We start from the raw sequence: 22858 nt of genomic DNA, 5'->3' as shown, positions 1-22858 counted from the left end.
ACAAAGATTAGCAGTAGTGACCAAGGACTACTGGGTGTGGCTACAAAACAATATCAAAAATAAATTTAACGCATTGAAAAATAGTTATTTTATCATCAGTGAGATGACATTTTACAGACGTAAAACTCAATCCAAGAAGCTATTTATCCGTATCACAAATTACCAACTGTGGATCGGGTAGCTTTTATTACCATCAGGCTCAATTCCCAGGCCAAATGATCGCTTGTGCTGCAATTATCGTCTTTTTCTCTGGGTCATAAGCGATTGATGGTGAGCAGTATAATACATAGCCAAGCTTCAATTGATCAGACACTCGGTGACAAAATGATGAATCATCTGGTCCGGTAATCAGCCGGTATATTGGTAATCCATCTGGCGGCACAGTGTTCATATACATCCCCCATTTTGTTGATTAGTCGTGTGTATGCTTTTGTACATTCTCTCTGGCTGCGGCTTTGGCTTCTTCAGCCAACTGTTCAATTTGCTCTTCGGTAAGTTGTTCTGAAGCTTCATGAATTTTAGCCAAACCTTCATTAACTGTTGTTTCTTCGTGATTTTTATTAGACATAATGGATCCCATACAGCGTTGCATTTAATTTATACTATAGGTCATTTAACCCTATTAAGGGGTTTTATAATGAGTTAGTGGTTTTTAGGCTCGCCGAGTCAATATCAAACAGGCGCTGGGGGAGTAAACCTCCCCAAGAGTCACGAGTTGATGCAGGAATTTTTAATAAAAACCATCCCGATTTCTATTCAGGTTTCTTCGCAGAAAGTAAAAATAGCATAGGGCGTTCTTTCTCTTCATCCAATTCAGGATAATCTATAATTTGCTGTGTTGTTGGTCCCCATTCTTCGACATGCGTAATTATAAAACCTTGTTTTATCAAAAAATTAATATAAGTCCCTAATGTCCGATGCTGCTTGATAACGCCTTCTGCCAACCAGTTTGTTATACGTTCCCCTTCCGCCTGATAACTGTTCACCAGCCAGGATTTTTGCCCATTATCGGCAATTAACCAACCAGGTTGCTTTGCTGCGGTAAAGATAGGGTGTTCGGCGGAAAAAACAAAACTGCCCCCAGGAGTTAGTGCTTGATAAATCGTGGAAAACAGTGCTGGCAGTGCTTTTATATAATGCAATGTGAGTGAGCTATAGGCTAATTGGAACAGTTGTGGTGGTAGATGCAAATGTTCCAGGTCTTCCTGACGGTAAATAATGTTTTCGTCAGTGGTCATCTCTTTAGCGCGGTTTAACATTCGCGTTGAAACATCCAGCCCTAAAACTTCGCTGGCACCTTGCGAGCGTGCGTAGCGACAAAACCAGCCATAGCCACAACCCAGATCTACAACTTTACTTCCTGACAGCGACGGCAGCATCTGGCGAATCGCTTCCCATTCTGGCGCGCCAGCCAATCCATCAACTGAACGGGGAAGTTGTGCATACCCTGAAAAAAATGCCTGATTATCATAAATATTCTGAGTCATTTCTCTTCTCCTTTAAATTAACTTTTTACTCCTGAATAAAAAACATCGACAGTTTAGCACTAATGAAAAGATATTGAATATATCAGAGCAGCCGCCAAATGTTATTCCTTTGTTATAAATACAAATGACTGAGATTAGCTAAAGCGATATTGAGATGTAATAACGGATAGTTAAAACTATTTAATATGGAGTGCGGAGTAAATTAATATTATGCGGATTCTGTTATTTATTGAGAAATAGCCTAAACTTTATACAGTACGTGTTGACGGACTTCGTTAACCGTTCGGGAAGGGTCACCTTCTGTTTGGTGTTGCCAAAGACTGATAAAGCGTGAATATACTGCGAGAGCAGGTAGCCACTATGCCAGATTAAGGCACTTTATCCCTGATTAGATGCTTCTCTTGAAGGAGATAGCGATGACTCCCGTACAAATACTGATTATTCTGGTGCTAACACTTTTTGCATTGTACCGCCAGTCGGTCAGCCACGAGGTGTCTTTAGGCCCCGCCCGTTTTAAATGGGCCTGGGTTTACGGGATGGTCGGCCTGGTAGTCGGTGGAACATATATGCCCGCTACGATGACTTCCTGGGTAGTTTTAGGTAGCGGAGTTTTATTTAGTATTGTTGTCGGTGTTTTGCAAGGTCGCCTTATAGAGATTTGGCGTGAACCTGATGGACGTATTTTTTGCAAGGGAACACCACTGACGATAACTTTATTTCTGCTATTGGTTGGTTCTAAATGGATTATAGGGACACTGCAATATCTTTATAATCAACCAACGGAACAAGGCGGGTTTGGTGAAATCCTGATCATGATTGCAGTCATGGCAGCATTTCAGGTCGAGATTGTCAGACGACGTATTCGGGTTTTATACCCGGATAACCCCGTTGATTCATTACCTGAAGGGCAGTAACAACGTTTATTTCAGCTAACAGCCGAGGACTGGCTGCTAGCTGAATATAAAGGACTCATAGACATCTTCGAAAAACGTGATCAGTCGACAATAAAAAGTCTGGCCCCTGAGATTGTAGATGAACGATGTGCTTCGGCGCCATCGGCAACCTGATAACTCATACCTGCCTTCAATATAAAGCTTCGCCCATCGTCCAATTCAGTGCTTAGTTCGCCTTCAAGGCACAGCAATATATGCCCTTTAGAACACCAATGGTCAGCTTTGTATCCAGCACTGTACTCAACCATACGGACTCTAACACGACCAAAAAGTTGTGTTCGCCAGTAGGCAACCCCTTGCTCCCCCTTATGCTCAGTTGTTTCTATTTCTGACCAATCGGTGATACCGAAGGGGATATCCACTATTTTCATTTAAATTACCTCTTTTTAATGCTGGCCGACCTTACATTAACTCACTATTAAAACGAATACACAGTCTATTACCTTATTGCCAATCCAACTTTTATAAAGTGGGCCATACTGTGAGATATACGGTTAAATGGAGTTATCAAGCCTATGAATAATCCCACAATCTTCCAGTTTTTCCATTGGTACTATCCTGATGGCGGTAAATTATGGCAGGAGGTCTCAGATCAAGCCGCACATATTAGCCAACTTGGAATTAATATCGTTTGGCTTCCCCCCGCATATAAAGGTGCCTCAGGAGGATATTCTGTAGGATATGACACCTATGATTTGTTTGATCTGGGGGAGTTTGATCAGAAGGGGACTCAGTCGACTAAATATGGCGACAAAGAAGGATTACAGAATGCGATTAACCGATTGAAGGAGAATGGCATAAAAGTTCTTTTTGACGTCGTATTCAATCACAAGATGGGGGCGGATGAAAAAGAACAGGTCAGTGTCCGTAAAGTTAATCCTGATAACCGGACTGAAATGGACGATGATATTATCGACGCCCTTGCCTATACCCGTTTTACGTTTTCTGGCCGCAATGAAACTTATTCATCCTTTGTTTGGGATAAACAGTGTTTTACCGGTGTTGATTATATTGAAGAACCCTCAGATGAGGGGGTTTTTAAGATAGTAAACGATTATAGCGATGAGGGATGGAATACAGAGGTTGATGATGAGTTAGGTAATTTTGATTATCTGATGGGGGCGGATATTGATTTCCGTAATCCTGCCGTTATGGATGAGTTAAAATATTGGGGAAAATGGTTACTGGAGTCACTGCCAATTGATGGTTTTAGATTGGATGCAGTAAAACATATCCCAGCATGGTTTTTTAAAGCATGGATAGAATATATACAAAATGAAACAGAACATGATTTACTGATTATTGCGGAGTATTGGTCCCCTGATATCGAAAAATTACAACAATATCTGGCACGGGTAGAAGGCAATGTAATGTTGTTCGACGTTGCTTTACATCACAAGTTTCACGAAGCGTCGAAACAGGGCGAAGATTTTGATTTAACGCAAATATTCAATGGCTCATTAATTGAAGTTGACCCGTCACATACCATTACGTTGGTGGCCAATCACGATACTCAGCCACTTCAGGCCCTGGAAGCACCTGTAGAACCTTGGTTTAAACCTTTGGCTTACGCGTTGATCTTAATACGAGAACAAGGTATTCCCTGTGTTTTTTACCCCGATCTTTTTGGTGCCAATTATGAAGATAACGGTGAAGATGGGGGGACTTATCAGATAGAGATGCCGGTTGTTGCTGAATTGGAGAGGCTAATTCAAGCCAGACAACGCTTCGCTCATGGCGCACAAACCGATTATTTTGATGATAAAAACTGTATTGCTTTTGTTCGTGCTGGTACGGCGGAGGCACCCGGTTGTGTGGTGATTCTTTCGAATGGCGCAGAAAGTGAAAAAACAATCGTCCTTGGTGAAGGTTTTGAAAATAAAGAGTTTGCTGATTACTTAGGTAATCGTCAGGATATTATTACTACAGATGAAGATGGTGGGGCGCCATTTCCTGTTAATGGCGGGAGTATTAGCCTTTGGGTACAGAAAGAACTTCTGTAATCCGTATAATGAATATGTTCTTCAGAGAAGATGCCATATCATCTTGAGCTAGGCACTAAGTTGCTATAATTCACACAACTTAGCGCTTAGTCATTATTTCCTTAGCTTAATGATGGCTGATTAATTTGAAAGAAACGGATAATCTGGCGCAACTCCGCGCCTTGCTCCGTTAATGATTGTGCGGCGGCGGCGGCTTGTTCAACCAATGCGGCATTTTGTTGCGTAACTTGATCCATCTGTTCTACAGCGATACCGATCTCTTGAATACCAATGTGTTGCTCGTGTGATGCCGTCGATATCTCGCCAACGATATGAGCAACTTTCCCCACCGAGTCGACTATCTCGCCCATCGCTTGACTGGCATGGTCAGCGCGTTCTGAACCCGCATTAATTTTCTCAACCGTACCAACAATTAATTGCTTTATCTCTTTGGCTGCATTTGCACTTTTCTGTGCCAAAGTGCGTACTTCGCTTGCGACAACGGCAAATCCCTTACCTTCGGTGCCCGCTCGGGCGGCCTCAACTGCAGCATTTAACGCTAATATATTGGTTTGGAAGGCAATGCCTTCAATAACAGCAATAATATCGACGATCTTCCTTGAGCTTTTGGTGATTTCTTGCATACGAAGTAGCATTTCATCAACAATAATTCCGCCTTCTGTGGCGGTTGCTGCTGTATTAACCGCTAACTCACTTGCTTGCCGTGCATTCTCCGCATTCTGACGTACGGTTTGGGTGAGTTCCTGCATATTTGCTGAGGTTTGAATCAGAGAGGATGCTTGTTCCTCGGTACGTTGTGATAAGTCAGCATTACCCTGAGCAATCTGATTCGACGCCACAGAAATTGATTCGCTCCCATGCATGATCTCATTAATCGTTTTCTTCAACTGCCGGTTCATGATATTCAGGGAAGCCAGTAAGCTATTATTATCACCTGGGCGAAGTTTTATTTCAGTGGATAAGTTTCCGGCGGCGATATGGCCCATAATAGCCACAGCATAGGCCGGTTCCCCTCCCAATAAACGAGAAAAGTTGCGGGCAATCATGACAGCAAGCAGTGCAGAAATGAAAACAGCAAAGAGCAATAAAGCGATAAGTACGTTTTTGGCAGTATTAAAGCTTTGTTGACCATCTGTTGCAGCTTGTTCCCCACCTTGAACTTCCAGTACGACTAATTCAGCGAGGTCTTTCATCAACTGTGTGCGATATTTTCTTGATGTATCACCACTAACTTTAGTGGCTTCAGCTAATTGATTATTATTAACCGCATCAATAACGAGACTGTTTGCCTGAGAAAAGTGGTCAAAATCTGACATTATTCTCTTGAATAGTTCGGAGTGATTGTAACCTTCGGGTAATTTCAGAAATCTATCTTGCGCGGCACGAAAGTTGTCTACGGCTTGTAATATCTCCAGGCGGTGTCCTTCGCGCTCTTTTTCTGTCGATGAGGCGATATACTGAACCTGCTGCAGGCGCAATTCGGCTAAAACGCCTCGCATCTCTAATGCATAGCGAACACCCGGTAACCAACTGTCGCGATAGGCTTCCAGCCTGGCGTTATTACTGCTTAACTGTGATAGTGCCACAGCACCTAGCAATAACATCATGACAATAACAACCGAAAAGCCTGAGAGTAACTTTGTCAAAATGGATAGGTCGGAGAACTTTTTCATGAACATTACGTATATTAAATAGAGGTGCAATGTATAACGGCAAATAAAATGAATTCTTGATGTAATAAAACTACTTAATTTGATTTTTTAAGCATTTTATTTGAATGTACAAAATACAGGATAATGTTGCTTTTTGAGCTAAATTTATCATTTTTTAGATAAAGTCATAGATGATTTGTCTTATAATTTAGTTATCGCTTTATCTTATGCTATTTAATTGTGGATGTTCAATACGGTTCTTTTTTTAAATTAACTATTTATTAACTTCATTTCTGCTGTTTATGATGTTTTTAGACTGACATTTTATGTTTTCTGCATTCCTTTTTTTCTTGTAAGTGGGTCTTAATGGTTTTTAAGGAGTGTGCTAAGCTCGGACTATCAAAACTTTAGGTGGTTAATCATGGTCTTTGTCATTCTTTGGTTTGCTATTGCAGGATTAAGTGAGTACTTAGTCTGGGGATCTCCACTCTTGGCGGTGTCTCTGGCCTTGCTTTTTGTGGTGCTCGGCGGGTACTGGGTTTACAGAGTCAGAAAAATTCAAGTAAGTGATATACCTTCTGATGAAGTCAGATCAAAATCTATCAGTAATTTGAATCTCACCTTCTCTGTGGCGCTGTTGGCTATTCATGCGCTTGTTTTATTACTATTGCGCTGATAATGGTATGGTTTTCGTTAACTATGCCATTGGTTCCAGGCAGCTATAAGTATCCAGGCGGCGATGGCCCAACATAACACAGCCGCGGTCAATGCGAGTGGTAGGCGTAAATAGTCAATTAAAAAATAAAGCGATATCAAATAGATAAAGTAGGGAATGATAGCCCATAAACCGAATGTAATTGTTATGCGCAGTGCTTCGATATTGCGCTCATGGCCAACAATATAGTGTGCGATGAGGGCGAAAGTAGGGAATAACGGGATTAAACCAGCAATATAGTAATTGCGCGTCCTCGATAATAGCCCAATCAATACCACAACTATGGCGCCGATCAGTGCTTTAAGTAACAGTCCCATCGCAATCCCGAAAAATTTAAAAAAGCTGCCAATAGAATATATTTCAATGAAAAACAAAGAAATTCCTATATATGGCAGCGGAGCAAAATAAGACTCTATATCTTGATAAGCTATTGACGATAGCCGTTCTTGATTTGTGCCAGGGTATTGGTGAAAACTTCAGCTTGAGCAGTGTCTTCGATACCGGCAATGGAACGTTCGATATTTAAGATTACTTTCCCAGCATCGGCTTGGCCGATCGCTTTTAGCAATAGAGTCAATGTTGCTTTCAAACATGCAACTTCATTTGCTAAAGTTTCTGGGTCAGCAGAAGTGGTAAAGTCTGGATTACTCATTTTTTTTCCTGAAGTGATAGCTTACCTGTGAACAAAGTGATGTGGGCTAACCCAGTATCGCAGTGAACATTCGCGGCATTATTAAACAGTTATAGCATTATATCATAAACTGATGGTCAGCTTTGATAACATGTGCTTAATCTTTAGTTTGTGGCGCAAAATGTGGTCGAAGGCGAGCAGGGGATAGGTATGTCTGGAAGATGCTTCCTCTGACTATGTAAGTATTATCTTAATTAAGTGAGTTTTGTTCATAAAAATCATACCATTTCTGAATGAGTAATTTTGTGTCAAAAATCACTCATTTTGAGCGTGAATAAGAGATAAACAATAAATAAACAAAACTAAGAATAATTCCTATGCCGCAAAATTAGAACGGAAATAGCCGATCCTGTGTGGTATCAATATGTTGTGCTTTTTCATGTAAAAATAAGTTTCGGGGTGTCAGCAATTACTGTTTGCATGAATAGCAGTGTAATGCCAAGAAAACTCTTAAAAAAACTTTTCTTTTTTATCATGTCGTTAATTGATATGTCAGCGATTTTATGTACATAGTCGAAATGATGATAAAAATAATATCTGTCAAACAATATAGATATGAATTTGCAATTATTCTGTATTCATTCTTTGGTCGAAAACAAGTAATATCATTGTCGTAAACAAAGCGTGATTAGGTTACTCCCTTATTTTTGGAGAATTTTCTTTGATTAGCGTTCTTCTTGTTGATGACCACGAACTGGTGCGCGCAGGGATTCGACGCATTCTTGAAGATATCAAGGGTATCAAAGTAGCGGGCGAGATGCAGTGTGGTGAAGATGCGGTAAAATGGTGCCGTAGCCATGTTGTTGATATCGTTTTGATGGATATGAATATGCCCGGTATCGGCGGGTTGGAAGCAACTCGTAAGATTTTGCGTTTTTCTCCAGATACTAAAGTTATCATGCTAACCATCCATACTGAAAATCCGCTGCCCGCAAAAGTCATGCAGGCTGGTGCCGGTGGGTATTTAAGTAAGGGGGCAGCACCTCAGGATGTTGTTACGGCTATCCGTGCGGTTCATTCGGGGCAACGCTACATTGCTTCTGATATTGCGCAGCAGATGGCTTTGGGTCAGTTAGAGCCTCCAGCCGAAACGCCTTTTAGTTGTTTGTCAGAGCGTGAGTTACAAATTATGCTCATGATAACGAAAGGCCAAAAGGTGAACGACATTTCGGAACAACTTCATCTGAGTCCGAAAACGGTGAACAGCTATCGCTACCGGATGTTTAGCAAGCTTAATATAAGTGGTGACGTTGAATTGACCCATCTGGCTATTCGCCACGGTCTGTTTAACGCGGAGACGTTGTCTAATAGTGACTGATTGTTTCGATTCTAAAGAGTTTTTGAAAACTGTCACCAGCCAACCTGGTGTTTACCGTATGTATGATAAGACGGGGACAGTTATTTATGTCGGCAAAGCAAAAGACCTCAAGAAACGTCTGACGAGTTATTTCCGTGCTCAGGTTGCCAGTCGAAAAACAGAGACCTTGGTTAAGAATATTGCTCAAATTGATGTGACCGTGACACATACAGAAACGGAAGCACTGCTGCTTGAGCATAACTATATCAAGCTTTATCAGCCTCGTTACAACGTACTGTTGCGTGATGATAAGTCATATCCTCTTATTTTCTTGAGTGCGGATACTCACCCGCGCTTAGCTATTCATCGCGGTGCTAAGCATGAGAAGGGTGAGTATTTTGGCCCGTTCCCAAACTCTTATGCTGTCCGCGAAACCTTGGCATTATTGCAAAAACTTTTTCCAGTAAGGCAGTGTGAAAACAGTGTCTACCGCAATCGTTCACGGCCTTGTCTGCAATATCAGATTGGCCGTTGTTCAGGCCCCTGTGTTGCAGGTCTTGTGAGCGATGATGAGTACCAACGCCAGGTTGATTATGTGCGTTTGTTCCTCTCGGGCAAAGACCAACAGGTACTGACACAACTGATTTCCCGGATGGAGGAAGCCAGTCAATCGTTGCATTTCGAAGATGCGGCACGTATTCGAGATCAAATACAAGCAGTAAGGCGAGTTACTGAACAGCAGTTCGTTTCGGGCGACAGTGCAGATCTTGATGTTATCGGTGTGGCGTTTGATGCCGGATTAGCTTGTGTTCATGTGCTATTTATTCGACAAGGGAAAGTGCTGGGAAGCCGGAGTTACTTCCCGAAAGTTCCTGCTGGGACTGAGCTCAGTGAAGTCGTTCAGACCTTTGTTGGGCAGTTTTATTTGCAAGGAAGCCAGGGGCGAACGCTCCCAGGTGAGATCTTGCTGGACTTTACCCTAGAGGAAAAGGATCTGCTGGCTTCCTCTCTTTCTGAGTTGGCCGGAAGAAAAATTCAGATCCAAAGCCGTCCTCGGGGGGATCGAGCGCGTTACCTTAAACTTGCGCGCACAAATGCCTCTACTGCGTTGATTACTCGTTTATCGCAGCAATCAACAATACATCAGCGAATGAAAGAGTTAGCCAAGATTCTTAATCTTGATGAGATCAATCGTATGGAATGTTTTGATATCAGCCATACGATGGGAGAGCAGACTGTCGCGTCTTGTGTCGTATTTGATGCAAATGGTCCTGTACGTTCGGAATATAGACGCTACAATATTAGTGGCATAACGCCCGGTGATGATTATGCGGCGATGTCTCAAGTGCTTAAACGTCGATATGGTAAGGCATTAGATGACAAAAAAATTCCTGATGTTATTTTCATTGACGGAGGGAAAGGCCAACTGTCTCAGGCTTTTGACGTGTTTGCTTCTCTCACCGTTGAGTGGGATAAGCAAAAACCATTATTGGTCGGCGTTGCTAAGGGAAGTGATCGAAAAGCGGGGCTGGAAACATTGTTCCTGGAGGCGCAAGGGGAGGGGTTCTCGTTGCCACCAGATTCACCAGCATTGCATTTGATTCAACATATCCGAGATGACTCGCATAACCATGCTATCACCGGACATAGGCAGCGTCGTGCTAAAGTAAAAAATACCAGTGCATTAGAAACGATAGAGGGAGTTGGCCCTAAACGGCGGCAAATTTTGCTGAAGTATATGGGGGGACTGCAACCTTTACTGAATGCTAGCGTCGAGGAAATTGCAAAAGTGCCGAGTATTTCACAAGCATTGGCAGAAAAAATCTACAATGCATTGAAACACTGAGGCTAATGTTGCACCATACTCATAATATCCACCCCAGCCAGATAGTTATCGTAGCATTATGCAATTGAATATACCGACTTGGCTTACCCTGTTTCGTGTTGTACTCATCCCATTCTTCGTTCTGGCGTTTTATCTGCCATTCGTTTGGGCTCCGATGGTTTGTGCCATCATATTTGTGTTTGCAGCAGCAACCGATTGGTTTGATGGTTTTTTAGCGCGCCGCTGGAAACAAACTACCCGTTTTGGGGCTTTTCTTGACCCTGTGGCGGATAAAGTTATGGTTGCCATCGCATTAGTGTTGGTCGCTGAGCATTATCATGTCTGGTGGATCACTCTACCGGCGGCAACTATGATTGCCCGTGAAATCATCATTTCTTCCCTGCGTGAGTGGATGGCTGAAATCGGTAAGCGCAGCAGTGTTGCGGTGTCATGGATTGGTAAAGTGAAAACCACGGCTCAAATGGGTTCGCTGGTTGGCTTACTTTGGCGCCCAGACCATAATGTTGAGCTCGCCAGCGTTGTTCTTCTCTACATTGCTGCGGTACTGACATTCTGGTCAATGTTTCAATATTTAAACGCCGCCTGGAATGATTTGCTCGAACCTTGATCGAAGCGCCGCAAAAAGCAGCAAACGAACACATTAGTCAGATAATTTTATTGACTCATTGCGTCAGGTAAGTAGAATGCATCGCATCAGACGGCAGCAACGAAATGTCGAAAGATAGCAAAAGAATCAGTAAGTTCTGATGTTGCGGGAATAGCTCAGTTGGTAGAGCACGACCTTGCCAAGGTCGGGGTCGCGAGTTCGAGTCTCGTTTCCCGCTCCAAATTAGTAGGTTGGCTTAAGGCGAACCTCAGCTGTAAAGGCAAAGAAGAATAAGGCGCGTTGGCAGAGTGGCCATGCTACGGATTGCAAATCCGTCTACCTCGGTTCGACTCCGGGACGCGCCTCCAGTTTTCCAGAGCCCGGGTGGTGAAATCGGTAGACACAAGGGATTTAAAATCCCTCGGCTTATGGCTGTGCGGGTTCAAGTCCCGCCCCGGGCACCATGGAAAATATTCTAAGTAAAACAAAGTAGTATGAGTATGTCGTTAACCGCCGAGAGGCGGTTTTTTTGTGCCTAAAATCACCTTTCACCATTGTTTCACCATATCACTTCGCCACATCTTGCCCGCCCACAACTGGAACAATATTAATTTTTCTATCATATCTTGCGGTTTGTGATGCGTTTTTGTGCCCTGAGATTGCCTGCTTGTCATATAGCGAACCAGTTAGATCTGAGATACCTTTTGCTTTCAGATCGTGGAAAGTGAAATTAAACTCCAGTTCTGGATATTTCACAGCCGCCGCTTTTTTTGCTTTCATCCAGTGGGCATTAAAACTATCGCGGGTGAAGCGTGATCCTGATTGTTGGTGTAACAAATAGATGCTCATAACACCATGGTTTAGAGGAAGGGTGCCAGCCTGCCGTATAGACTCATGCAGCCTAGGTGTCCAAGCTTTAATTTGGGCAACGCCAGTTTTGCTTTGTTGTATAAGTATACCATTCTCCAACAACTGCCCTTTTTTCATATCTAAAATATCCGCTTGCCTGGTACAGCATAAATAAGCTAACTCCATAGCTACTTTTACGACTGATGGAGCAACATCATAAAGTGCAGCGTATTCTTCATCTGTTATATAGCGAGTTCTGGCTTTTTCTTTAAATTGCTTAACCCCTTGGCAAGGATTTAACTTCACTTTCCCACGCTCATATCCCCAGCGAAATACCCTCGACATGAAGGACTTTTCCCTGTTTGCCTGAACCCTGCTTTTTGCTCCGCGTTTATCCATATACTTTCGAATATGCTCTGGTTTTATATTATCTGGAGACATTTTTCCAAACACGGCTATTATCTTTGATGAGTATTTTCGATAATCTTTTTGTGTCTCTGTGGCCAGTTCACAGAAATCACCTGACAATAGAAATTCATTAATCAAACCAGTAAATGTCGAATCCTCTTTTTGGCTAATCATTAATTTTTCAAAGGCAACCCATACATCAGCCTGGCTGCATTCAAAGCTACATAGTCGAATTGTTCTCCCATCTATTGCCCTGAATTCATATGCAGACTTGCCTTTACGAACCCGTGGTGGCATCCAGTTATCTGTTGGGTTCTTGCGTGGACGTGACATTAAATAGCCCCATAGTTTGGTTGGTCTTCAGGCACGTTCTGAATGATATTGCGGGAAGAAAGAGGGTGCTCAACATGCGCCCATGTTGTACTGGGCCTACCGTCTTTGCGTTCGATAAAAAAAATGCCATTTTCTCGTAAGCATTCACACTGCTTCTTAGGTTGAACAAAACCAGTGATCTCTTCCAATTCAGCGCGAGTCAGTAATTTTCCGCTATCTTCGCTCATGGGGTTTACTCCACACTGTTTATTTAAAGGCCCGCCGCACACAGGCCGTGATAAATTTATTCAATATCGTTGCTGGTGGCTGGGATTAGCCGCTGATAAATAGCAGAGACATATTTAGCTTGGTGAATAGCATCAGCCAAGGCGTTATGCCGTTCGCCATCAAATGGCATATCTCGCTTGGGATCGAAACCAACAGCACGGCCCAGTTTAACGATGGTTCTAACGTCAAGATCGTTAAACCAACTCCAGCATGGCGGCATCTGGCAACGTTCATATGCAGCTCGCAGGATGACATTATCGAATGAGGCACCATTACCCCAAACACACAGATACTTGGGCGATGCACTATTCAGTGCAGCAAAGGCACTAAGCTCTGACAGGGCATCACGGATCGGCATTGCTTCACCTGTAATGGCGGCTCTTGCTTCGCTGCTTTGAGTTAGCCACCACAAGATAGTGTCAGCATCAGGAACAGCACCTAACGCGACCTCTGACTTGAGGTCAACTGCTGCATACAACTCAGGGCCAATCTCACCTGTTTCAGGTTCAAAAAATACAGCGCCGATAGAGACAATTGGTGCGTTTGGTTTGTTACCCATGGTTTCTAGGTCGATCATTAAGTTATTCATTATTTTCCTTTTTTCGCAGGTAAGGGAGTATTCCGTATTTCAACACACAAAAAGCTTCACCATAGACATTCTTCTCATGGATATTTACAGCTCGGTCGCACATCAATCCAACTTGTTCAATTAGGTTATCCTCAATGGCTTTAGCATCCTGTTTTTCCGCTACTGTCGGCCCATCAAAAACAGGTTTCACATACATCCCACCGTTTTTACTGCATGCTTCAGTAGCATCTTTCTCGTTAAAATAGAGGTATGTTTGGTACCCATGCACATCTAGCCAGTAAGTGGGGTCTTGGGCTTTAATTGCCGCCAGTTCTGCATTTCGTTCAATCAGCGCGTGGGCCAATTGATTAATCAGGTGATCATCAGGCCAAAGCAGAGTTAGCTTGAACAAATGCACACCGTCATTGACTAATTCTTTCATATGCAATTCCTGCTCAAGTTGGCCATCAAATTTTCACCTGGCTTTTGAAAGCATACCCAGTTCGTATTCGCTCGCTTCCCTGATGGATGCCCAAATATTGGCGGTACCGGCGACAGTTTAATAATGTCTCGGGTAGGGATATGAACCTCATTCCATTTAAAGATAAGTACCCCCCCCGGACGTAATACCCGGAACGCCTCAGCAAAGCCTTTAGTAAGGTCGTCTTTCCATGACTTACTAAGGATGCCGTATTTCTTTCCCTGCCAACCTTCAGGCCCACAATGAGTAAGGTGGGGTGGGTCGAATACAACGATCTGGAAAGTATTATTGGCAAACGGCAACTGACGAAAATCAGCAATAAGGTCTGGGGCAATCTCCAGCTTACGGCCATCACATAAAGTGTGACTTTCGGCACGGATATCGACGAATACAGCGCGCGGATCGGCACGGTTGAACCAGAACATGCGGGAGCCGCAGCACATATCTAAAATCGACTTATCCATCATGCCTCCTGCTCGATGATTGGTAACAAGCCAGCTTCATTACGAACAGCCTCGATCGCCTCTTCTGGATAGCCCCAAATATTCCCTTTGCGTAGACTGCTGTTTTCTGGTCCCAAGTAGTAAGCATCGATGCACTCACCTTTACAGATGTAGTTCCGCATCATTATGACCAGCGACCGCAAAGTACCGCCGTGGTTAAACCCCTTCCAGTGCCGGTTTTCGAAGTGGGTATAAATTCGCTTACCGGTATATTCATCGATCAGAAAAACCCTACCGGTGTTGTTCAATTCGAGTCGGGCAACTCTCTCTGTCCTGGTGTCAAAGAAGAACCGGCGACCATGGGCGGCAATAATACTGATCAGCTGATTGGCATGTTCAAGGCGCTGCTGCTTCGTTGATTCGCTGCTTACCATAACTTCTGGCTCAACTTTTAGCCGAAGGGTGATCGGCCCTTCTCGGAAATCACCGTCAACTCTTCCATCCAGTTGTCTAATTTCCTGTGTTGTCAGGTTGTGCATTTTGGCAATACAGAAATCCCCCTTAAGAACACCGACCCCCGGTGCGCGAGCAGATGTTTGGCCGTAACTGTAGCCACGATCATTAAGCCACGCTTGGCATGCGTACCAGGCTTGAAAGTCGCCTTTTTGTTCGAACTTTTGTTGAAAGCTCATCACTGTTTCCTCGCATAGAGAACGCCATCAACTGGCAGGCATTCATATTCTGGTGGTAGACCTTGCTGCTGAATGTCGGCTATACAGTTCTTATCATCTGGGTATACGTAGCCTTGCGGCTCGTACTGGCACGGCTGGAATGTGTAGCAGACGAGTAAAAACAGGCCGTACATCATGATTTGCTGGCCGCAGTCAGTTCATTGAAGCGCGCTAAGAAAGCGATCCGCGCATCCCGTGATGACATTGGCACTATTGCCATTTCTGCCGGTGGAATACCTGCCAGCATGGGCCACTCTTTACCATCATCGATGTCTAACTCTTGGCGCTCGGTGGTCAGCATCACCAGATCGCAGTAGTGGACGACCTCGGACATTTCGGCAGGCAACCCAAAGGTTTCACGAATGACGGTATCGACCTGCTGCTCAATAGCCTGGTAATCAGGCAGTAGGCGTTTAAGAGGTGAGGGGATATCTTTGCAATATGCCTCGGTTGCATCATGCAGTAAGGCTTCAAGGGCAAATTCTTCTGGCACAATCGTGCTTATTAACAAGCAATGTTGGGCCACACTATAGAAATTAGGCAGGTGACCGGCAAAGCGGCATTCATGTGATAACGCCTGCGCGATATCTTCAATACAAATGCTGCTGGCGACAGGTTTTAGATAATCAAAGTCCAGCCCTGAATAAGTCGTAATATAAGACATGAATATACTCCACACGGTTTTTAGGTAATACCCCGCCAAATACCCCATTGCTGGGATATTTGAAGTGATACTAAAAAGTTAAGGTTTAATTAATTACGCTTTGAATTTACCGATAAAGGTTTCAACTTCGACGCCTTTAAATTTATTTGTAAGTAGTTCCAAAAATTCAACAGCTATCTTTTCTTCTTCTGCTTCCAATTGAACAATGCGTAATACTAAAACCGGAACATTGCCGCCGGTAAGAATGCTATAGCGCAATTTAAAGCGACGTTCGCCTACGGGTTTAAAGGGATAACCCGCCCGGAGCACTTCTCTGTGTGTAAAAAGAGCGGCTGGCCTGTCAGAACATTATCCTCACTCCCCCCTGGTGTTGGTTGATTGAGAACTGGCGCAGCCGCTAAAAACACAGCAACAGCAATGGAACAAGGTTGTGACACTAGGGCGCTACCCCTACTTATTTCTGGCCGCTCGGTTTTGGTATTGGCGTTATGATGGACGCCCAGCCGATTTCCAGTCTTCCTCCCGCCTGCGGTGCAGTACGCTTGTACACATCACAACGGTAAGAGCATTGCCGGTGTCTGAATCGAACAGACCATTTCCTTGCCCATCACCAGATAATAAAAATCTATCTGGCGTCTGGAATTGAACCGGACTCAATGCCTTGCTCGTCAATGCTCTTACCTGTTGTGTGATCCGTAACGTGGATCAATCGGCCTTTCTTTTGAGCCTCACGGGGCATTCTTTGCGCGGGCGGGTGGCTCAACCGCGTTTACTGCCGTGGCAGGAGGGGTTACTTGCCGTTCGCCTTCCTCAAAACACACCGGTTAGTACCGGAGCGGCCCGTTTCAAATCAAAATAAGTGCCGATTACTCAAAAACTACGTTCAAAACTTCCTGAAGATCGGCATCACACAGGGCGATATACCCATCTGAATGCATGTATTGAAGCCATTCGATACTGATATTTTTGTAGTTAGCCATTCCGGTTACTCCACACTGTTAACCCTACTAAGCGGATAATTTCGTACTCGGTAGGTACATTATGTATCTTAAGGGTACATTGTCAAGCATAAAAAAACCCGCCGAAGCGGGTATGTTTAAATTAGTTTTTCTATGCTCTATAACGTCTTGGTTTTCCAGAGAAAATAACCGTGCCAATTATTGAGCAATTGCCATTAATGGTAATGTATTGTTCTGGCCAGTTTGCATTTAGCGCTTTAAGGTATTTTTTCCCACCATCTTCAACCAATCTTTTGAACGTCGTTTCACCAGAATCAATCATTATGGCGATTACATCATCACCATGCATTGGAGCCACTTCCGGATCAACAAAAATCATTTCACCTGGCCTGTACTCATCAATCATTGAGTCGCCGATAACCCGAAGAATATACGTCATAGGGCCACAAGGGACCGGGCATGGATAGGTGTCTAACAAGCTTAAGTCAACCTCGGAATAACCAATTTCAGTCCAAGCACCCGCCTGAACCCAAGAAATAACAGGGACCATATGAATTTTTAGATCTGTATCTGCCACGTCAGGCACAACATTAGTCGTCTGATGTTCTTGATCTAACCATCCATCAGGCAAAGAAAAACACTTTTCAATATGGCGTGCCATATCGTCCCCAATTTTTTTTGTTGGGTTCTTGCCTATTATTCTGCTTATTTGCGTTGGTTCGCGGTCCAGCAATACAGCGAAAGAATTGTTTCCTCCTGCACTATCCCGCAATTTTCTGGCGTTTTCACGCCGGATTTCTTCATTAGTTTTCATGCCTACCATTTAACGGTGTGTACCGTGAGGGTACAAGGCCCTTGCGGGTTCATTTAAATAATGCATAATGTATCTCGGAGGTACACAAATGAAAGAATATTGGGATGCACTAACAAAAGACGAGCAAACAGCTCTCGCCATACGTGTTGAAAGTAGCACTGGTTATTTAAGGCTCGTATTTAACGGTTACAAGAAAGCCGGATTCTCTCTAGCTAAGAAGCTAGAGGATGAAACTTGTGGAGTTGTAACCAAATTCCAACTAAGACCAGATATTTACGAAAACAATAGCACTCAACCGCAATTAGTATCACCACCAAAGAGAGATAAACATTGTGGATAACAAAGACTTTCCAACTCAGCCAGACATAAGCGACGCAATACACCAACTTATCACTCAAACGCCTGGCAAGTATGACGCGATGGCTAAACAGCTATGCCCACTGTCCGGTACCGAAAATGCATTACGTAACCGCGTTCGTCAGCTAGCCGGGCAGGTGGTGCCATTTGGGATGGCCGTAGAGATGGAATCAATCTCTGGCCGTTCCGACATTACCGAAGCTATGTGTAAACGTGCTGGTGGTGTGTTCGTGAAATTGCCGGAAGTTAATGATATTGGCAACGATGAGTTGCTTATCAAATTTAATGATCTGCTGGTGGCTTTGGGTGATTTTGGTCGTGCTCACAATGAGTTTACGGCTGATGGAATTTTAGATCGCGATGAGACTAAGCGGCTAAAAGCAAAGGGGTATATAGCGCAGTCAATTATTGCAGAGATTATTGCGATATCGGTGATGTTATGGGGTGACGCCCCAGTGTGCGGCACTGAGGCGTCGGGTGCATTAACTAAACGTGTGGAGTAATTAACGCATGAACATTGTAGCGGCTAAACGTTCTATTCCGCAACTGCGTTGCGTTTGTGTCAGTCCGTTCCGGTATGAACGAATGATAAGGGGCCAGTGGAAACCGTGCAACCACAGCAGAGCGCGGGGAATTGTGGGTGTAGTTCGCCGTAAGTGGGGTCGTGTATGACTAACCCTGGCTCAACTACAACAAACCCAATTCAATTACTTGATCGTTATTACAAAGATAAGCGTGGCGTTCGCGTTCACGTCATTCGCTATGACAGCACCACAGGCGAGGTTATTTACCTGCGTGATGGTTATGAGCATGGCGAGTTATCAAAGCCTATCAAGCGGTTCAAAAAAGAATTTACACAGGTGGATGTATGAGTCTTGACGCTATGCGCTGGGCCAAGAAAGTCAAAACGGGCCGGTCATCCGCTAAATCCGTGCTGACTTGGCTTGCTGATATGTGTGGGGCCGATCATTGTGCTTTTCCATCCATCGCGGCGTTGGCTGAAGCTACTGAGTTAGATAAGAAAACGGTTCAATCAAGCCTCCAGCATTTGGTTGCTTTAGGCATGCTTGCCGATACGGGCGAGCGTCGTGGACGTACAAAGCAAGTCATTGTTTATAAACTGATTGGTATTGATGAAAGCATTGCCGATGTTGAACATACCCAAAAACGGGAACATTACCGAAAACGGGATCGTTTAAAGAAAGTTCCCGTCGATGCAAACACACCCAAAAACGGGAACATTACCGAAAACGGGATTGTTTCATCTAAGGTAACACACCCAATTTTGGACGGTAACACCCCCAAAAACGGGATACGGAATCTTTCAGGAATCGTTAAAGATCTAAAACCAATACCCCCTATAGCCCCCCAGCCGATTGATCCGGAAGTGGAGTTGGTCACAACGGCGAGAGGGGTACTTCAATTTTTAAATCGTTTAACGAACGGTAAAACCACCCCAAGCCGCGAAACGTTGGCAGATATTCAGGCCCGTTTGCAGGATGAATATACCGAGGCTGAATTACTGCTGGTTATCGAATGGCGCGTTGCAGAGCTTCTAAATAATCCAAAGTGGGCACGGTTACTGACTGCACCGGAAATATTCAGGGCGGATAAATTCTCTGGTTTCCTGTTGGGTGCTAACGCTTGGGTTGCTGCTGATAGGCCGCTACTGGACACCTCCGTTACCGAAAATATTGATTTTGAAGAGTCATTCAGCCGGTTGCTTGGTAGCCGTAGCCGACCAAAGAATGCGGCAGAAAAGGCGGCTCTGGCAGAAGCAGATAAAAACAATCTTGGGTCAATACCGAATATTACCTCGGCAAAAATTCAGTGGCGGCCAATTTTGGTAAGGGCTTATGCCAAATATGGCGCGGGGGCAATATGACCTATCAACTCAACATGGGGCGCTGTGAAGATGTACTGCTTTCTATGGCTGATAACTCGGTTGATTCAATCGTAACAGACCCGCCTTACGGCCTGAGCTTTATGGGTAACAAATGGGATTATCAGGTCCCTACAGTGGATCAGTGGGCTGAGTGCCTACGGGTATTAAAGCCGGGCGGACACTTGCTGGCATTTGGTGGTTCGAGAACCTATCACCGCCTGGTGGTGAATATTGAAGATGCTGGTTTCGAAATACGTGATCAGCTTATGTGGATTTACGGCAGCGGTTTCCCTAAGTCGAAAAATCTCACTGGTGAAAATGCTGGGCTTGGTACCGCGTTGAAACCGGCTCATGAGCCAATAGTTATGGCCCGTAAACCGTTAGTTGGGACAGTGGAAGGGAATGTTAATCAGTTTGGTACCGGTGCATTACGAATTGATTTATGCCGGGTTCCGACAGATGAGTCTCTTTCTGGTGGCGCTGGCGGGCTGTTATCTCATGTTTGTGATGGTAAAGAGCCTGACGGCACCGAGTGGCAACCAGAACAGTTAGGCCGCTGGCCAGCAAATATTATGCATGATGGAAGCGAAGAAGTGATCGCTGCTTTTCCTGATAGCAGAGGACAGCAAGGCGATCTGAAAACTACGGGAAACACCCGGCCTTCTCGAGTTTGCTACGGCGATATGAACGCACCCCGCGAACATGCAGCCCGCATTGAAACTAGCAAATCAGCCGCCCGATTCTTTTATTGTGCAAAGGTTAATAAAGCTGAGCGTGACGAAGGCATGGATCGCTTCACTAGCTTCTCCGCTACCGATATGACCGGCGGGCGCAAAGAGGGGAGCGCTGGATTGAATGATCCACGAGCTGGTGCGGGCCGGTCTGGTGGTGCGAAAAATCCCCATCCAACAGTTAAACCGGTCGAGTTGATGCGTTATTTGTGCCGCCTGATAACCCCAACGGCAGGGACAGTGCTAGATCCCTTCATGGGTTCAGGTTCTACGGGTAAGGCTGCATTACTTGAGGGGTACAGTTTTATTGGTATTGAGTTAGATCCAGATCATTTGGTAACTGCTGCGGCCCGTATTGCTCACTCTGCAAAGGTAAATATATGAATAATTATTCAGGTGTTTCCACATTAGTTGTGACTATGAGCAGTCGTGAAATCGCTGTGCTGGTGAACAGTAAGCACAGCGATGTAAAACGTTCTGCAGAACGCCTATGTGCTGGCGGTATTTTAACCGCGCCGTTGGCGCAGTTCGATTTTGAGCATAATGGTAATAAGTATTTTGAGTATCGGTTCAATAAGCGCAATTCTCTGGTATTGGTTGCCCGACTCTCACCTGAGTTCACAGCTGCGGTGGTTGACCGCTGGCAAGAGCTGGAACAGAACCTGATCCCTCAAACCTTACCAGAGGCATTGCGCCTGGCTGCTAATTTGGTAGAGGAAAAGCAGCAACTTGAAAACCAGCTTTCTATTGCTGCGCCAAAAGTTGAGTTTGTCGATCGCTACGTTAAGGCTACTGGCTCAATGGTATTCCGTCAGGTTTGTAAGTTGTTGAGTGCTAAAGAACCGGAATTCAGGCTTTTTCTTATGGATAATCGCATTATGTATCGGTTATCCGGCGGGTTGATACCGCATCAACAGCATATTGATGCTGGACGGTTTGAAGTTAAAACCGGTACCAATCAGATAAATAGCCATGCTTTCGCTCAAGCTAGATTTACACCAAAGGGCGTCCGCTGGATTGGTGGCTTGTGGATTGAGTATCTTGCCAAGAAAGGTGCCGCATGAGGGCATTGTTAACCCCATTTATCCAGCAGGAACTTGGTGTTGTGATATTGAAGCCAGGTGCTGAACTGCTGCCATATTTATCTGGGCGCTTGCTGGTGGCCACTGAACCGGAGGAATTTAAAGCACTTCCATCCGGTCGGCTACCAACAACTGATCAACAACTGGCTAATGATCCGCGTTTATTGCCATTCTTTGAACAGGAACGAGTTATCAATGCTGGTGGTGGGCCTCGAGTGCTGGAAGAATGGGTTAAGCAGTTGAAAGAGTGCCAGTGGCATGATCCGGATGATTCCCACGTTCAAAATCTCACAACATTACGCTATGGCCAACGGTCGATTCGTCTGTGTTGGCATCATGATAATAAGCTGAGAGAGCATACACTTCCCCGATTGAACCAACTGGCGACCAGCAATCTAATCACCTGGATAATATCGACAATATGCAGTTATTTTCGGCTTCCTGAGGGCCACCAGCTCACTATGCCGGAATTATGTTGGTGGGCTGTCGTTAATGAGGTTTCCGACTTGCTCCCCGACTCAATTGCTCGAGCAAGTTTGCGGATGCTGCCAGCAGTAATGAAATCAGGGCCAACGAGGGAGAGTGATATCACTTGGACGCCAAACCCGACACAAATCATTGAAAGCAAAGTTGAGCAGGTTAAGAAAGTGCTGGCACTGAAAATTGATGATGAGCCACCAGCCAGTTTTATGCGTATTCCAAAGCGGCAGCGCTGGGAGAACAAGAAGTGGCTCAAATGGGTTAAATCCCAGCAATGCTGTGGGTGTGGTAGTTCTGCTGACGACCCTCATCACATCATCGGTCACGGTCAGGGTGGCATGGGTACCAAGGCCCACGACCTATTCACCATTCCTCTATGCCGTCTCTGTCATGATGCACTGCATGCTGATATGCGTGTATGGGAAGCGGAGCATGGAAGCCAAATTGAGCTTTGGTTTCATTTTATGGACCGGTCTATCTCGATCGGGGCAATGGCCTAATGGCCTTAATTGTGTGGAGTAAAACTATGAATTCAGTAAACGGAATGCGGACCGGTTACAGCAGTTTGGAGACGTT

The 22858-nt window shown here is 44.6% G+C and carries 28 protein-coding genes, 3 tRNA genes and 1 pseudogene; 16 read left to right on the top strand and 16 right to left on the bottom strand.

All coding sequences use genetic code 11. The features are described 5' to 3' along the window. Positions 1-199 precede the first annotated feature (199 nt). The 3 genes from V1953_RS12305 to V1953_RS12295 form a co-directional block, all read right to left on the bottom strand. Positions 200-391, bottom strand: coding sequence for a DUF1737 domain-containing protein (locus V1953_RS12305; RefSeq protein ID WP_442847905.1), 192 nt, complete (start codon positions 389-391; stop codon positions 200-202). 21 nt (positions 392-412) lie between these two features. After that, positions 413-580 carry a hypothetical protein gene (locus V1953_RS12300; RefSeq protein WP_372569050.1) on the bottom strand — a complete coding sequence of 56 codons (168 nt, stop codon included), beginning with the start codon at positions 578-580 and terminating at the stop codon, positions 413-415. 172 nt (positions 581-752) lie between these two features. Continuing rightward, a complete protein-coding gene (locus V1953_RS12295) occupies positions 753-1487 on the bottom strand; it encodes a class I SAM-dependent methyltransferase (protein ID WP_442850984.1) in 735 nt (244 codons plus the stop codon). Positions 1488-1903: 416 nt separating this feature from the next. On the opposite strand from V1953_RS12295, the gene V1953_RS12290 reads away from it, so the two are divergent. Then, the gene (locus V1953_RS12290) at positions 1904-2401 is read left to right on the top strand and encodes a hypothetical protein (protein ID WP_083159119.1); all 498 of its coding nucleotides are present in this window, start codon (positions 1904-1906) and stop codon (positions 2399-2401) included. Between the two features lie 80 nt (positions 2402-2481). Here V1953_RS12290 and V1953_RS12285 read toward each other — a convergent pair whose 3' ends face one another. Then, positions 2482-2811 carry a DHCW motif cupin fold protein gene (locus tag V1953_RS12285; protein ID WP_083159118.1) on the bottom strand — a complete coding sequence of 110 codons (330 nt, stop codon included), beginning with the start codon at positions 2809-2811 and terminating at the stop codon, positions 2482-2484. Between the two features lie 144 nt (positions 2812-2955). On the opposite strand from V1953_RS12285, the gene amyA reads away from it, so the two are divergent. After that, the gene (gene amyA, locus V1953_RS12280; protein WP_420073789.1) at positions 2956-4443 is read left to right on the top strand and encodes an alpha-amylase; all 1488 of its coding nucleotides are present in this window, start codon (positions 2956-2958) and stop codon (positions 4441-4443) included. A 101-nt stretch (positions 4444-4544) separates the two neighbouring features. Here the strand turns inward: amyA and V1953_RS12275 are convergent, their stop codons facing one another. Beyond that, a complete protein-coding gene (locus tag V1953_RS12275) occupies positions 4545-6116 on the bottom strand; it encodes a methyl-accepting chemotaxis protein (RefSeq protein ID WP_372569053.1) in 1572 nt (523 codons plus the stop codon). 400 nt (positions 6117-6516) lie between these two features. Here V1953_RS12275 and V1953_RS12270 point away from each other — a divergent pair, with 400 nt between their 5' ends. After that, on the top strand, positions 6517-6771 hold the full coding sequence (locus V1953_RS12270) for a hypothetical protein (RefSeq protein WP_083159115.1): 255 nt from the start codon (positions 6517-6519) through the stop codon (positions 6769-6771). A gap of 17 nt (positions 6772-6788) precedes the next feature. Here the strand turns inward: V1953_RS12270 and V1953_RS12265 are convergent, their stop codons facing one another. Then, positions 6789-7127 (bottom strand): GlpM family protein, encoded by a 339-nt coding sequence (locus V1953_RS12265; protein ID WP_442850983.1) that lies wholly within the window; start codon positions 7125-7127, stop codon positions 6789-6791. 110 nt (positions 7128-7237) lie between these two features. Beyond that, positions 7238-7462, bottom strand: a complete 225-nt coding sequence (locus tag V1953_RS12260; RefSeq protein ID WP_083159114.1) for a DUF2594 family protein — start codon at positions 7460-7462, stop codon at positions 7238-7240. A 700-nt stretch (positions 7463-8162) separates the two neighbouring features. Between V1953_RS12260 and uvrY the strand changes: the two genes are divergently transcribed. The 6 genes from uvrY (at position 8163) to V1953_RS12230 (ending at position 11694) form a co-directional block, all read left to right on the top strand. Then, a complete protein-coding gene (gene uvrY, locus V1953_RS12255) occupies positions 8163-8819 on the top strand; it encodes a UvrY/SirA/GacA family response regulator transcription factor (protein ID WP_083159113.1) in 657 nt (218 codons plus the stop codon). Then, entirely contained in the window at positions 8812-10644 is a 1833-nt protein-coding gene (gene uvrC / locus V1953_RS12250; protein ID WP_372569054.1) for an excinuclease ABC subunit UvrC, read from the top strand. The genes uvrY and uvrC overlap by 8 nt, the downstream gene beginning before the upstream one ends. 58 nt (positions 10645-10702) lie before the next feature. Continuing rightward, a complete protein-coding gene (gene pgsA / locus V1953_RS12245; RefSeq protein WP_442850982.1) occupies positions 10703-11251 on the top strand; it encodes a CDP-diacylglycerol--glycerol-3-phosphate 3-phosphatidyltransferase in 549 nt (182 codons plus the stop codon). Between the two features lie 144 nt (positions 11252-11395). Next, a tRNA-Gly gene (locus V1953_RS12240) sits at positions 11396-11471 on the top strand. 53 nt (positions 11472-11524) lie between these two features. Continuing rightward, positions 11525-11598 (top strand) — tRNA-Cys (locus V1953_RS12235). Positions 11599-11608: 10 nt separating this feature from the next. Next, a tRNA-Leu gene (locus V1953_RS12230) sits at positions 11609-11694 on the top strand. A 103-nt stretch (positions 11695-11797) separates the two neighbouring features. Here V1953_RS12230 and V1953_RS12225 read toward each other — a convergent pair. The 9 genes and pseudogenes from V1953_RS12225 to V1953_RS12185 form a co-directional block, all read right to left on the bottom strand. Next, complete coding sequence (locus V1953_RS12225) at positions 11798-12820, bottom strand: tyrosine-type recombinase/integrase (protein WP_042569609.1); 1023 nt, start codon at positions 12818-12820, stop codon at positions 11798-11800. Next, complete coding sequence (locus V1953_RS12220; protein WP_050134996.1) at positions 12820-13047, bottom strand: DUF4224 domain-containing protein; 228 nt, start codon at positions 13045-13047, stop codon at positions 12820-12822. The genes V1953_RS12225 and V1953_RS12220 overlap by 1 nt, the downstream gene beginning before the upstream one ends. Before the next feature lie 56 nt (positions 13048-13103). Beyond that, positions 13104-13676, bottom strand: a complete 573-nt coding sequence (locus tag V1953_RS12215; protein ID WP_442850981.1) for a 3'-5' exonuclease — start codon at positions 13674-13676, stop codon at positions 13104-13106. Then, on the bottom strand, positions 13669-14097 hold the full coding sequence (locus V1953_RS12210) for a hypothetical protein (protein WP_442850980.1): 429 nt from the start codon (positions 14095-14097) through the stop codon (positions 13669-13671). The genes V1953_RS12215 and V1953_RS12210 overlap by 8 nt, the downstream gene beginning before the upstream one ends. Then, entirely contained in the window at positions 14094-14600 is a 507-nt protein-coding gene (locus tag V1953_RS12205; protein ID WP_442851320.1) for a class I SAM-dependent methyltransferase, read from the bottom strand. Before V1953_RS12205 ends, V1953_RS12210 begins: the two co-directional genes overlap by 4 nt. After that, positions 14600-15271 carry a hypothetical protein gene (locus V1953_RS12200; RefSeq protein ID WP_442850979.1) on the bottom strand — a complete coding sequence of 224 codons (672 nt, stop codon included), beginning with the start codon at positions 15269-15271 and terminating at the stop codon, positions 14600-14602. Before V1953_RS12200 ends, V1953_RS12205 begins: the two co-directional genes overlap by 1 nt. Positions 15272-15443: 172 nt before the next feature. After that, complete coding sequence (locus V1953_RS12195; protein WP_226720261.1) at positions 15444-15974, bottom strand: HD family hydrolase; 531 nt, start codon at positions 15972-15974, stop codon at positions 15444-15446. 93 nt (positions 15975-16067) lie between these two features. Then, positions 16068-16265 (bottom strand): annotated as a pseudogene (locus tag V1953_RS12190) (DUF2303 family protein); the annotation flags it as partial. An 819-nt stretch (positions 16266-17084) separates the two neighbouring features. After that, positions 17085-17747, bottom strand: coding sequence for a LexA family protein (locus V1953_RS12185; protein ID WP_050089035.1), 663 nt, complete (start codon positions 17745-17747; stop codon positions 17085-17087). An 88-nt stretch (positions 17748-17835) separates the two neighbouring features. Here V1953_RS12185 and V1953_RS12180 point away from each other — a divergent pair, with 88 nt between their 5' ends. From V1953_RS12180 to V1953_RS12150, 7 genes are all read left to right on the top strand, one after another. Further along, the gene (locus tag V1953_RS12180) at positions 17836-18087 is read left to right on the top strand and encodes a transcriptional regulator (protein WP_442850978.1); all 252 of its coding nucleotides are present in this window, start codon (positions 17836-17838) and stop codon (positions 18085-18087) included. Next, positions 18080-18607 carry a YmfL family putative regulatory protein gene (locus tag V1953_RS12175; protein ID WP_442850977.1) on the top strand — a complete coding sequence of 176 codons (528 nt, stop codon included), beginning with the start codon at positions 18080-18082 and terminating at the stop codon, positions 18605-18607. The genes V1953_RS12180 and V1953_RS12175 overlap by 8 nt, the downstream gene beginning before the upstream one ends. Positions 18608-18772: 165 nt before the next feature. Further along, entirely contained in the window at positions 18773-18976 is a 204-nt protein-coding gene (locus V1953_RS12170; protein WP_442850976.1) for a DUF4222 domain-containing protein, read from the top strand. Next, positions 18973-19989, top strand: a complete 1017-nt coding sequence (locus V1953_RS12165; protein WP_442850975.1) for a helix-turn-helix domain-containing protein — start codon at positions 18973-18975, stop codon at positions 19987-19989. Before V1953_RS12170 ends, V1953_RS12165 begins: the two co-directional genes overlap by 4 nt. Next, positions 19986-21104, top strand: a complete 1119-nt coding sequence (locus tag V1953_RS12160) for a DNA-methyltransferase (RefSeq protein WP_442850974.1) — start codon at positions 19986-19988, stop codon at positions 21102-21104. Before V1953_RS12165 ends, V1953_RS12160 begins: the two co-directional genes overlap by 4 nt. After that, positions 21101-21784, top strand: coding sequence for a phage antirepressor KilAC domain-containing protein (locus V1953_RS12155; RefSeq protein ID WP_442850973.1), 684 nt, complete (start codon positions 21101-21103; stop codon positions 21782-21784). Before V1953_RS12160 ends, V1953_RS12155 begins: the two co-directional genes overlap by 4 nt. Further along, positions 21781-22782 carry a DUF968 domain-containing protein gene (locus V1953_RS12150; protein ID WP_442850972.1) on the top strand — a complete coding sequence of 334 codons (1002 nt, stop codon included), beginning with the start codon at positions 21781-21783 and terminating at the stop codon, positions 22780-22782. The genes V1953_RS12155 and V1953_RS12150 overlap by 4 nt, the downstream gene beginning before the upstream one ends. Positions 22783-22858: the final 76 nt, after the last annotated feature.

Source organism: Yersinia sp. 2541 StPb PI, from assembly GCF_052217145.1.
Taxonomy (GTDB): domain Bacteria; phylum Pseudomonadota; class Gammaproteobacteria; order Enterobacterales; family Enterobacteriaceae; genus Yersinia; species Yersinia enterocolitica_E.
The sequence above is the reverse complement of the archived record's forward strand: the minus strand, read 5'-3'. Positions and strand labels throughout refer to the sequence as shown.

What these genes read in the sequence shown, in the direction of transcription:
- V1953_RS12305 (WP_442847905.1), bottom strand. Translation starts at nt 391, where the DNA reads ATGAACACTGTGCCGCCAGATGGATTACCAATATACCGGCTGATTACC.
- V1953_RS12300 (WP_372569050.1), bottom strand. Translation starts at nt 580, where the DNA reads ATGGGATCCATTATGTCTAATAAAAATCACGAAGAAACAACAGTTAAT.
- V1953_RS12295 (WP_442850984.1), bottom strand. Translation starts at nt 1,487, where the DNA reads ATGACTCAGAATATTTATGATAATCAGGCATTTTTTTCAGGGTATGCA.
- V1953_RS12290 (WP_083159119.1), top strand. Translation starts at nt 1,904, where the DNA reads ATGACTCCCGTACAAATACTGATTATTCTGGTGCTAACACTTTTTGCA.
- V1953_RS12285 (WP_083159118.1), bottom strand. Translation starts at nt 2,811, where the DNA reads ATGAAAATAGTGGATATCCCCTTCGGTATCACCGATTGGTCAGAAATA.
- amyA (WP_420073789.1), top strand. Translation starts at nt 2,956, where the DNA reads ATGAATAATCCCACAATCTTCCAGTTTTTCCATTGGTACTATCCTGAT.
- V1953_RS12275 (WP_372569053.1), bottom strand. Translation starts at nt 6,116, where the DNA reads ATGAAAAAGTTCTCCGACCTATCCATTTTGACAAAGTTACTCTCAGGC.
- V1953_RS12270 (WP_083159115.1), top strand. Translation starts at nt 6,517, where the DNA reads ATGGTCTTTGTCATTCTTTGGTTTGCTATTGCAGGATTAAGTGAGTAC.
- V1953_RS12265 (WP_442850983.1), bottom strand. Translation starts at nt 7,127, where the DNA reads ATGGGACTGTTACTTAAAGCACTGATCGGCGCCATAGTTGTGGTATTG.
- V1953_RS12260 (WP_083159114.1), bottom strand. Translation starts at nt 7,462, where the DNA reads ATGAGTAATCCAGACTTTACCACTTCTGCTGACCCAGAAACTTTAGCA.
- pgsA (WP_442850982.1), top strand. Translation starts at nt 10,703, where the DNA reads ATGCAATTGAATATACCGACTTGGCTTACCCTGTTTCGTGTTGTACTC.
- V1953_RS12225 (WP_042569609.1), bottom strand. Translation starts at nt 12,820, where the DNA reads ATGTCACGTCCACGCAAGAACCCAACAGATAACTGGATGCCACCACGG.
- V1953_RS12220 (WP_050134996.1), bottom strand. Translation starts at nt 13,047, where the DNA reads ATGAGCGAAGATAGCGGAAAATTACTGACTCGCGCTGAATTGGAAGAG.
- V1953_RS12215 (WP_442850981.1), bottom strand. Translation starts at nt 13,676, where the DNA reads ATGAATAACTTAATGATCGACCTAGAAACCATGGGTAACAAACCAAAC.
- V1953_RS12210 (WP_442850980.1), bottom strand. Translation starts at nt 14,097, where the DNA reads ATGAAAGAATTAGTCAATGACGGTGTGCATTTGTTCAAGCTAACTCTG.
- V1953_RS12205 (WP_442851320.1), bottom strand. Translation starts at nt 14,600, where the DNA reads ATGGATAAGTCGATTTTAGATATGTGCTGCGGCTCCCGCATGTTCTGG.
- V1953_RS12200 (WP_442850979.1), bottom strand. Translation starts at nt 15,271, where the DNA reads ATGAGCTTTCAACAAAAGTTCGAACAAAAAGGCGACTTTCAAGCCTGG.
- V1953_RS12195 (WP_226720261.1), bottom strand. Translation starts at nt 15,974, where the DNA reads ATGTCTTATATTACGACTTATTCAGGGCTGGACTTTGATTATCTAAAA.
- V1953_RS12185 (WP_050089035.1), bottom strand. Translation starts at nt 17,747, where the DNA reads ATGAAAACTAATGAAGAAATCCGGCGTGAAAACGCCAGAAAATTGCGG.
- V1953_RS12180 (WP_442850978.1), top strand. Translation starts at nt 17,836, where the DNA reads ATGAAAGAATATTGGGATGCACTAACAAAAGACGAGCAAACAGCTCTC.
- V1953_RS12170 (WP_442850976.1), top strand. Translation starts at nt 18,773, where the DNA reads ATGACTAACCCTGGCTCAACTACAACAAACCCAATTCAATTACTTGAT.
- V1953_RS12165 (WP_442850975.1), top strand. Translation starts at nt 18,973, where the DNA reads ATGAGTCTTGACGCTATGCGCTGGGCCAAGAAAGTCAAAACGGGCCGG.
- V1953_RS12160 (WP_442850974.1), top strand. Translation starts at nt 19,986, where the DNA reads ATGACCTATCAACTCAACATGGGGCGCTGTGAAGATGTACTGCTTTCT.
- V1953_RS12155 (WP_442850973.1), top strand. Translation starts at nt 21,101, where the DNA reads ATGAATAATTATTCAGGTGTTTCCACATTAGTTGTGACTATGAGCAGT.
- V1953_RS12150 (WP_442850972.1), top strand. Translation starts at nt 21,781, where the DNA reads ATGAGGGCATTGTTAACCCCATTTATCCAGCAGGAACTTGGTGTTGTG.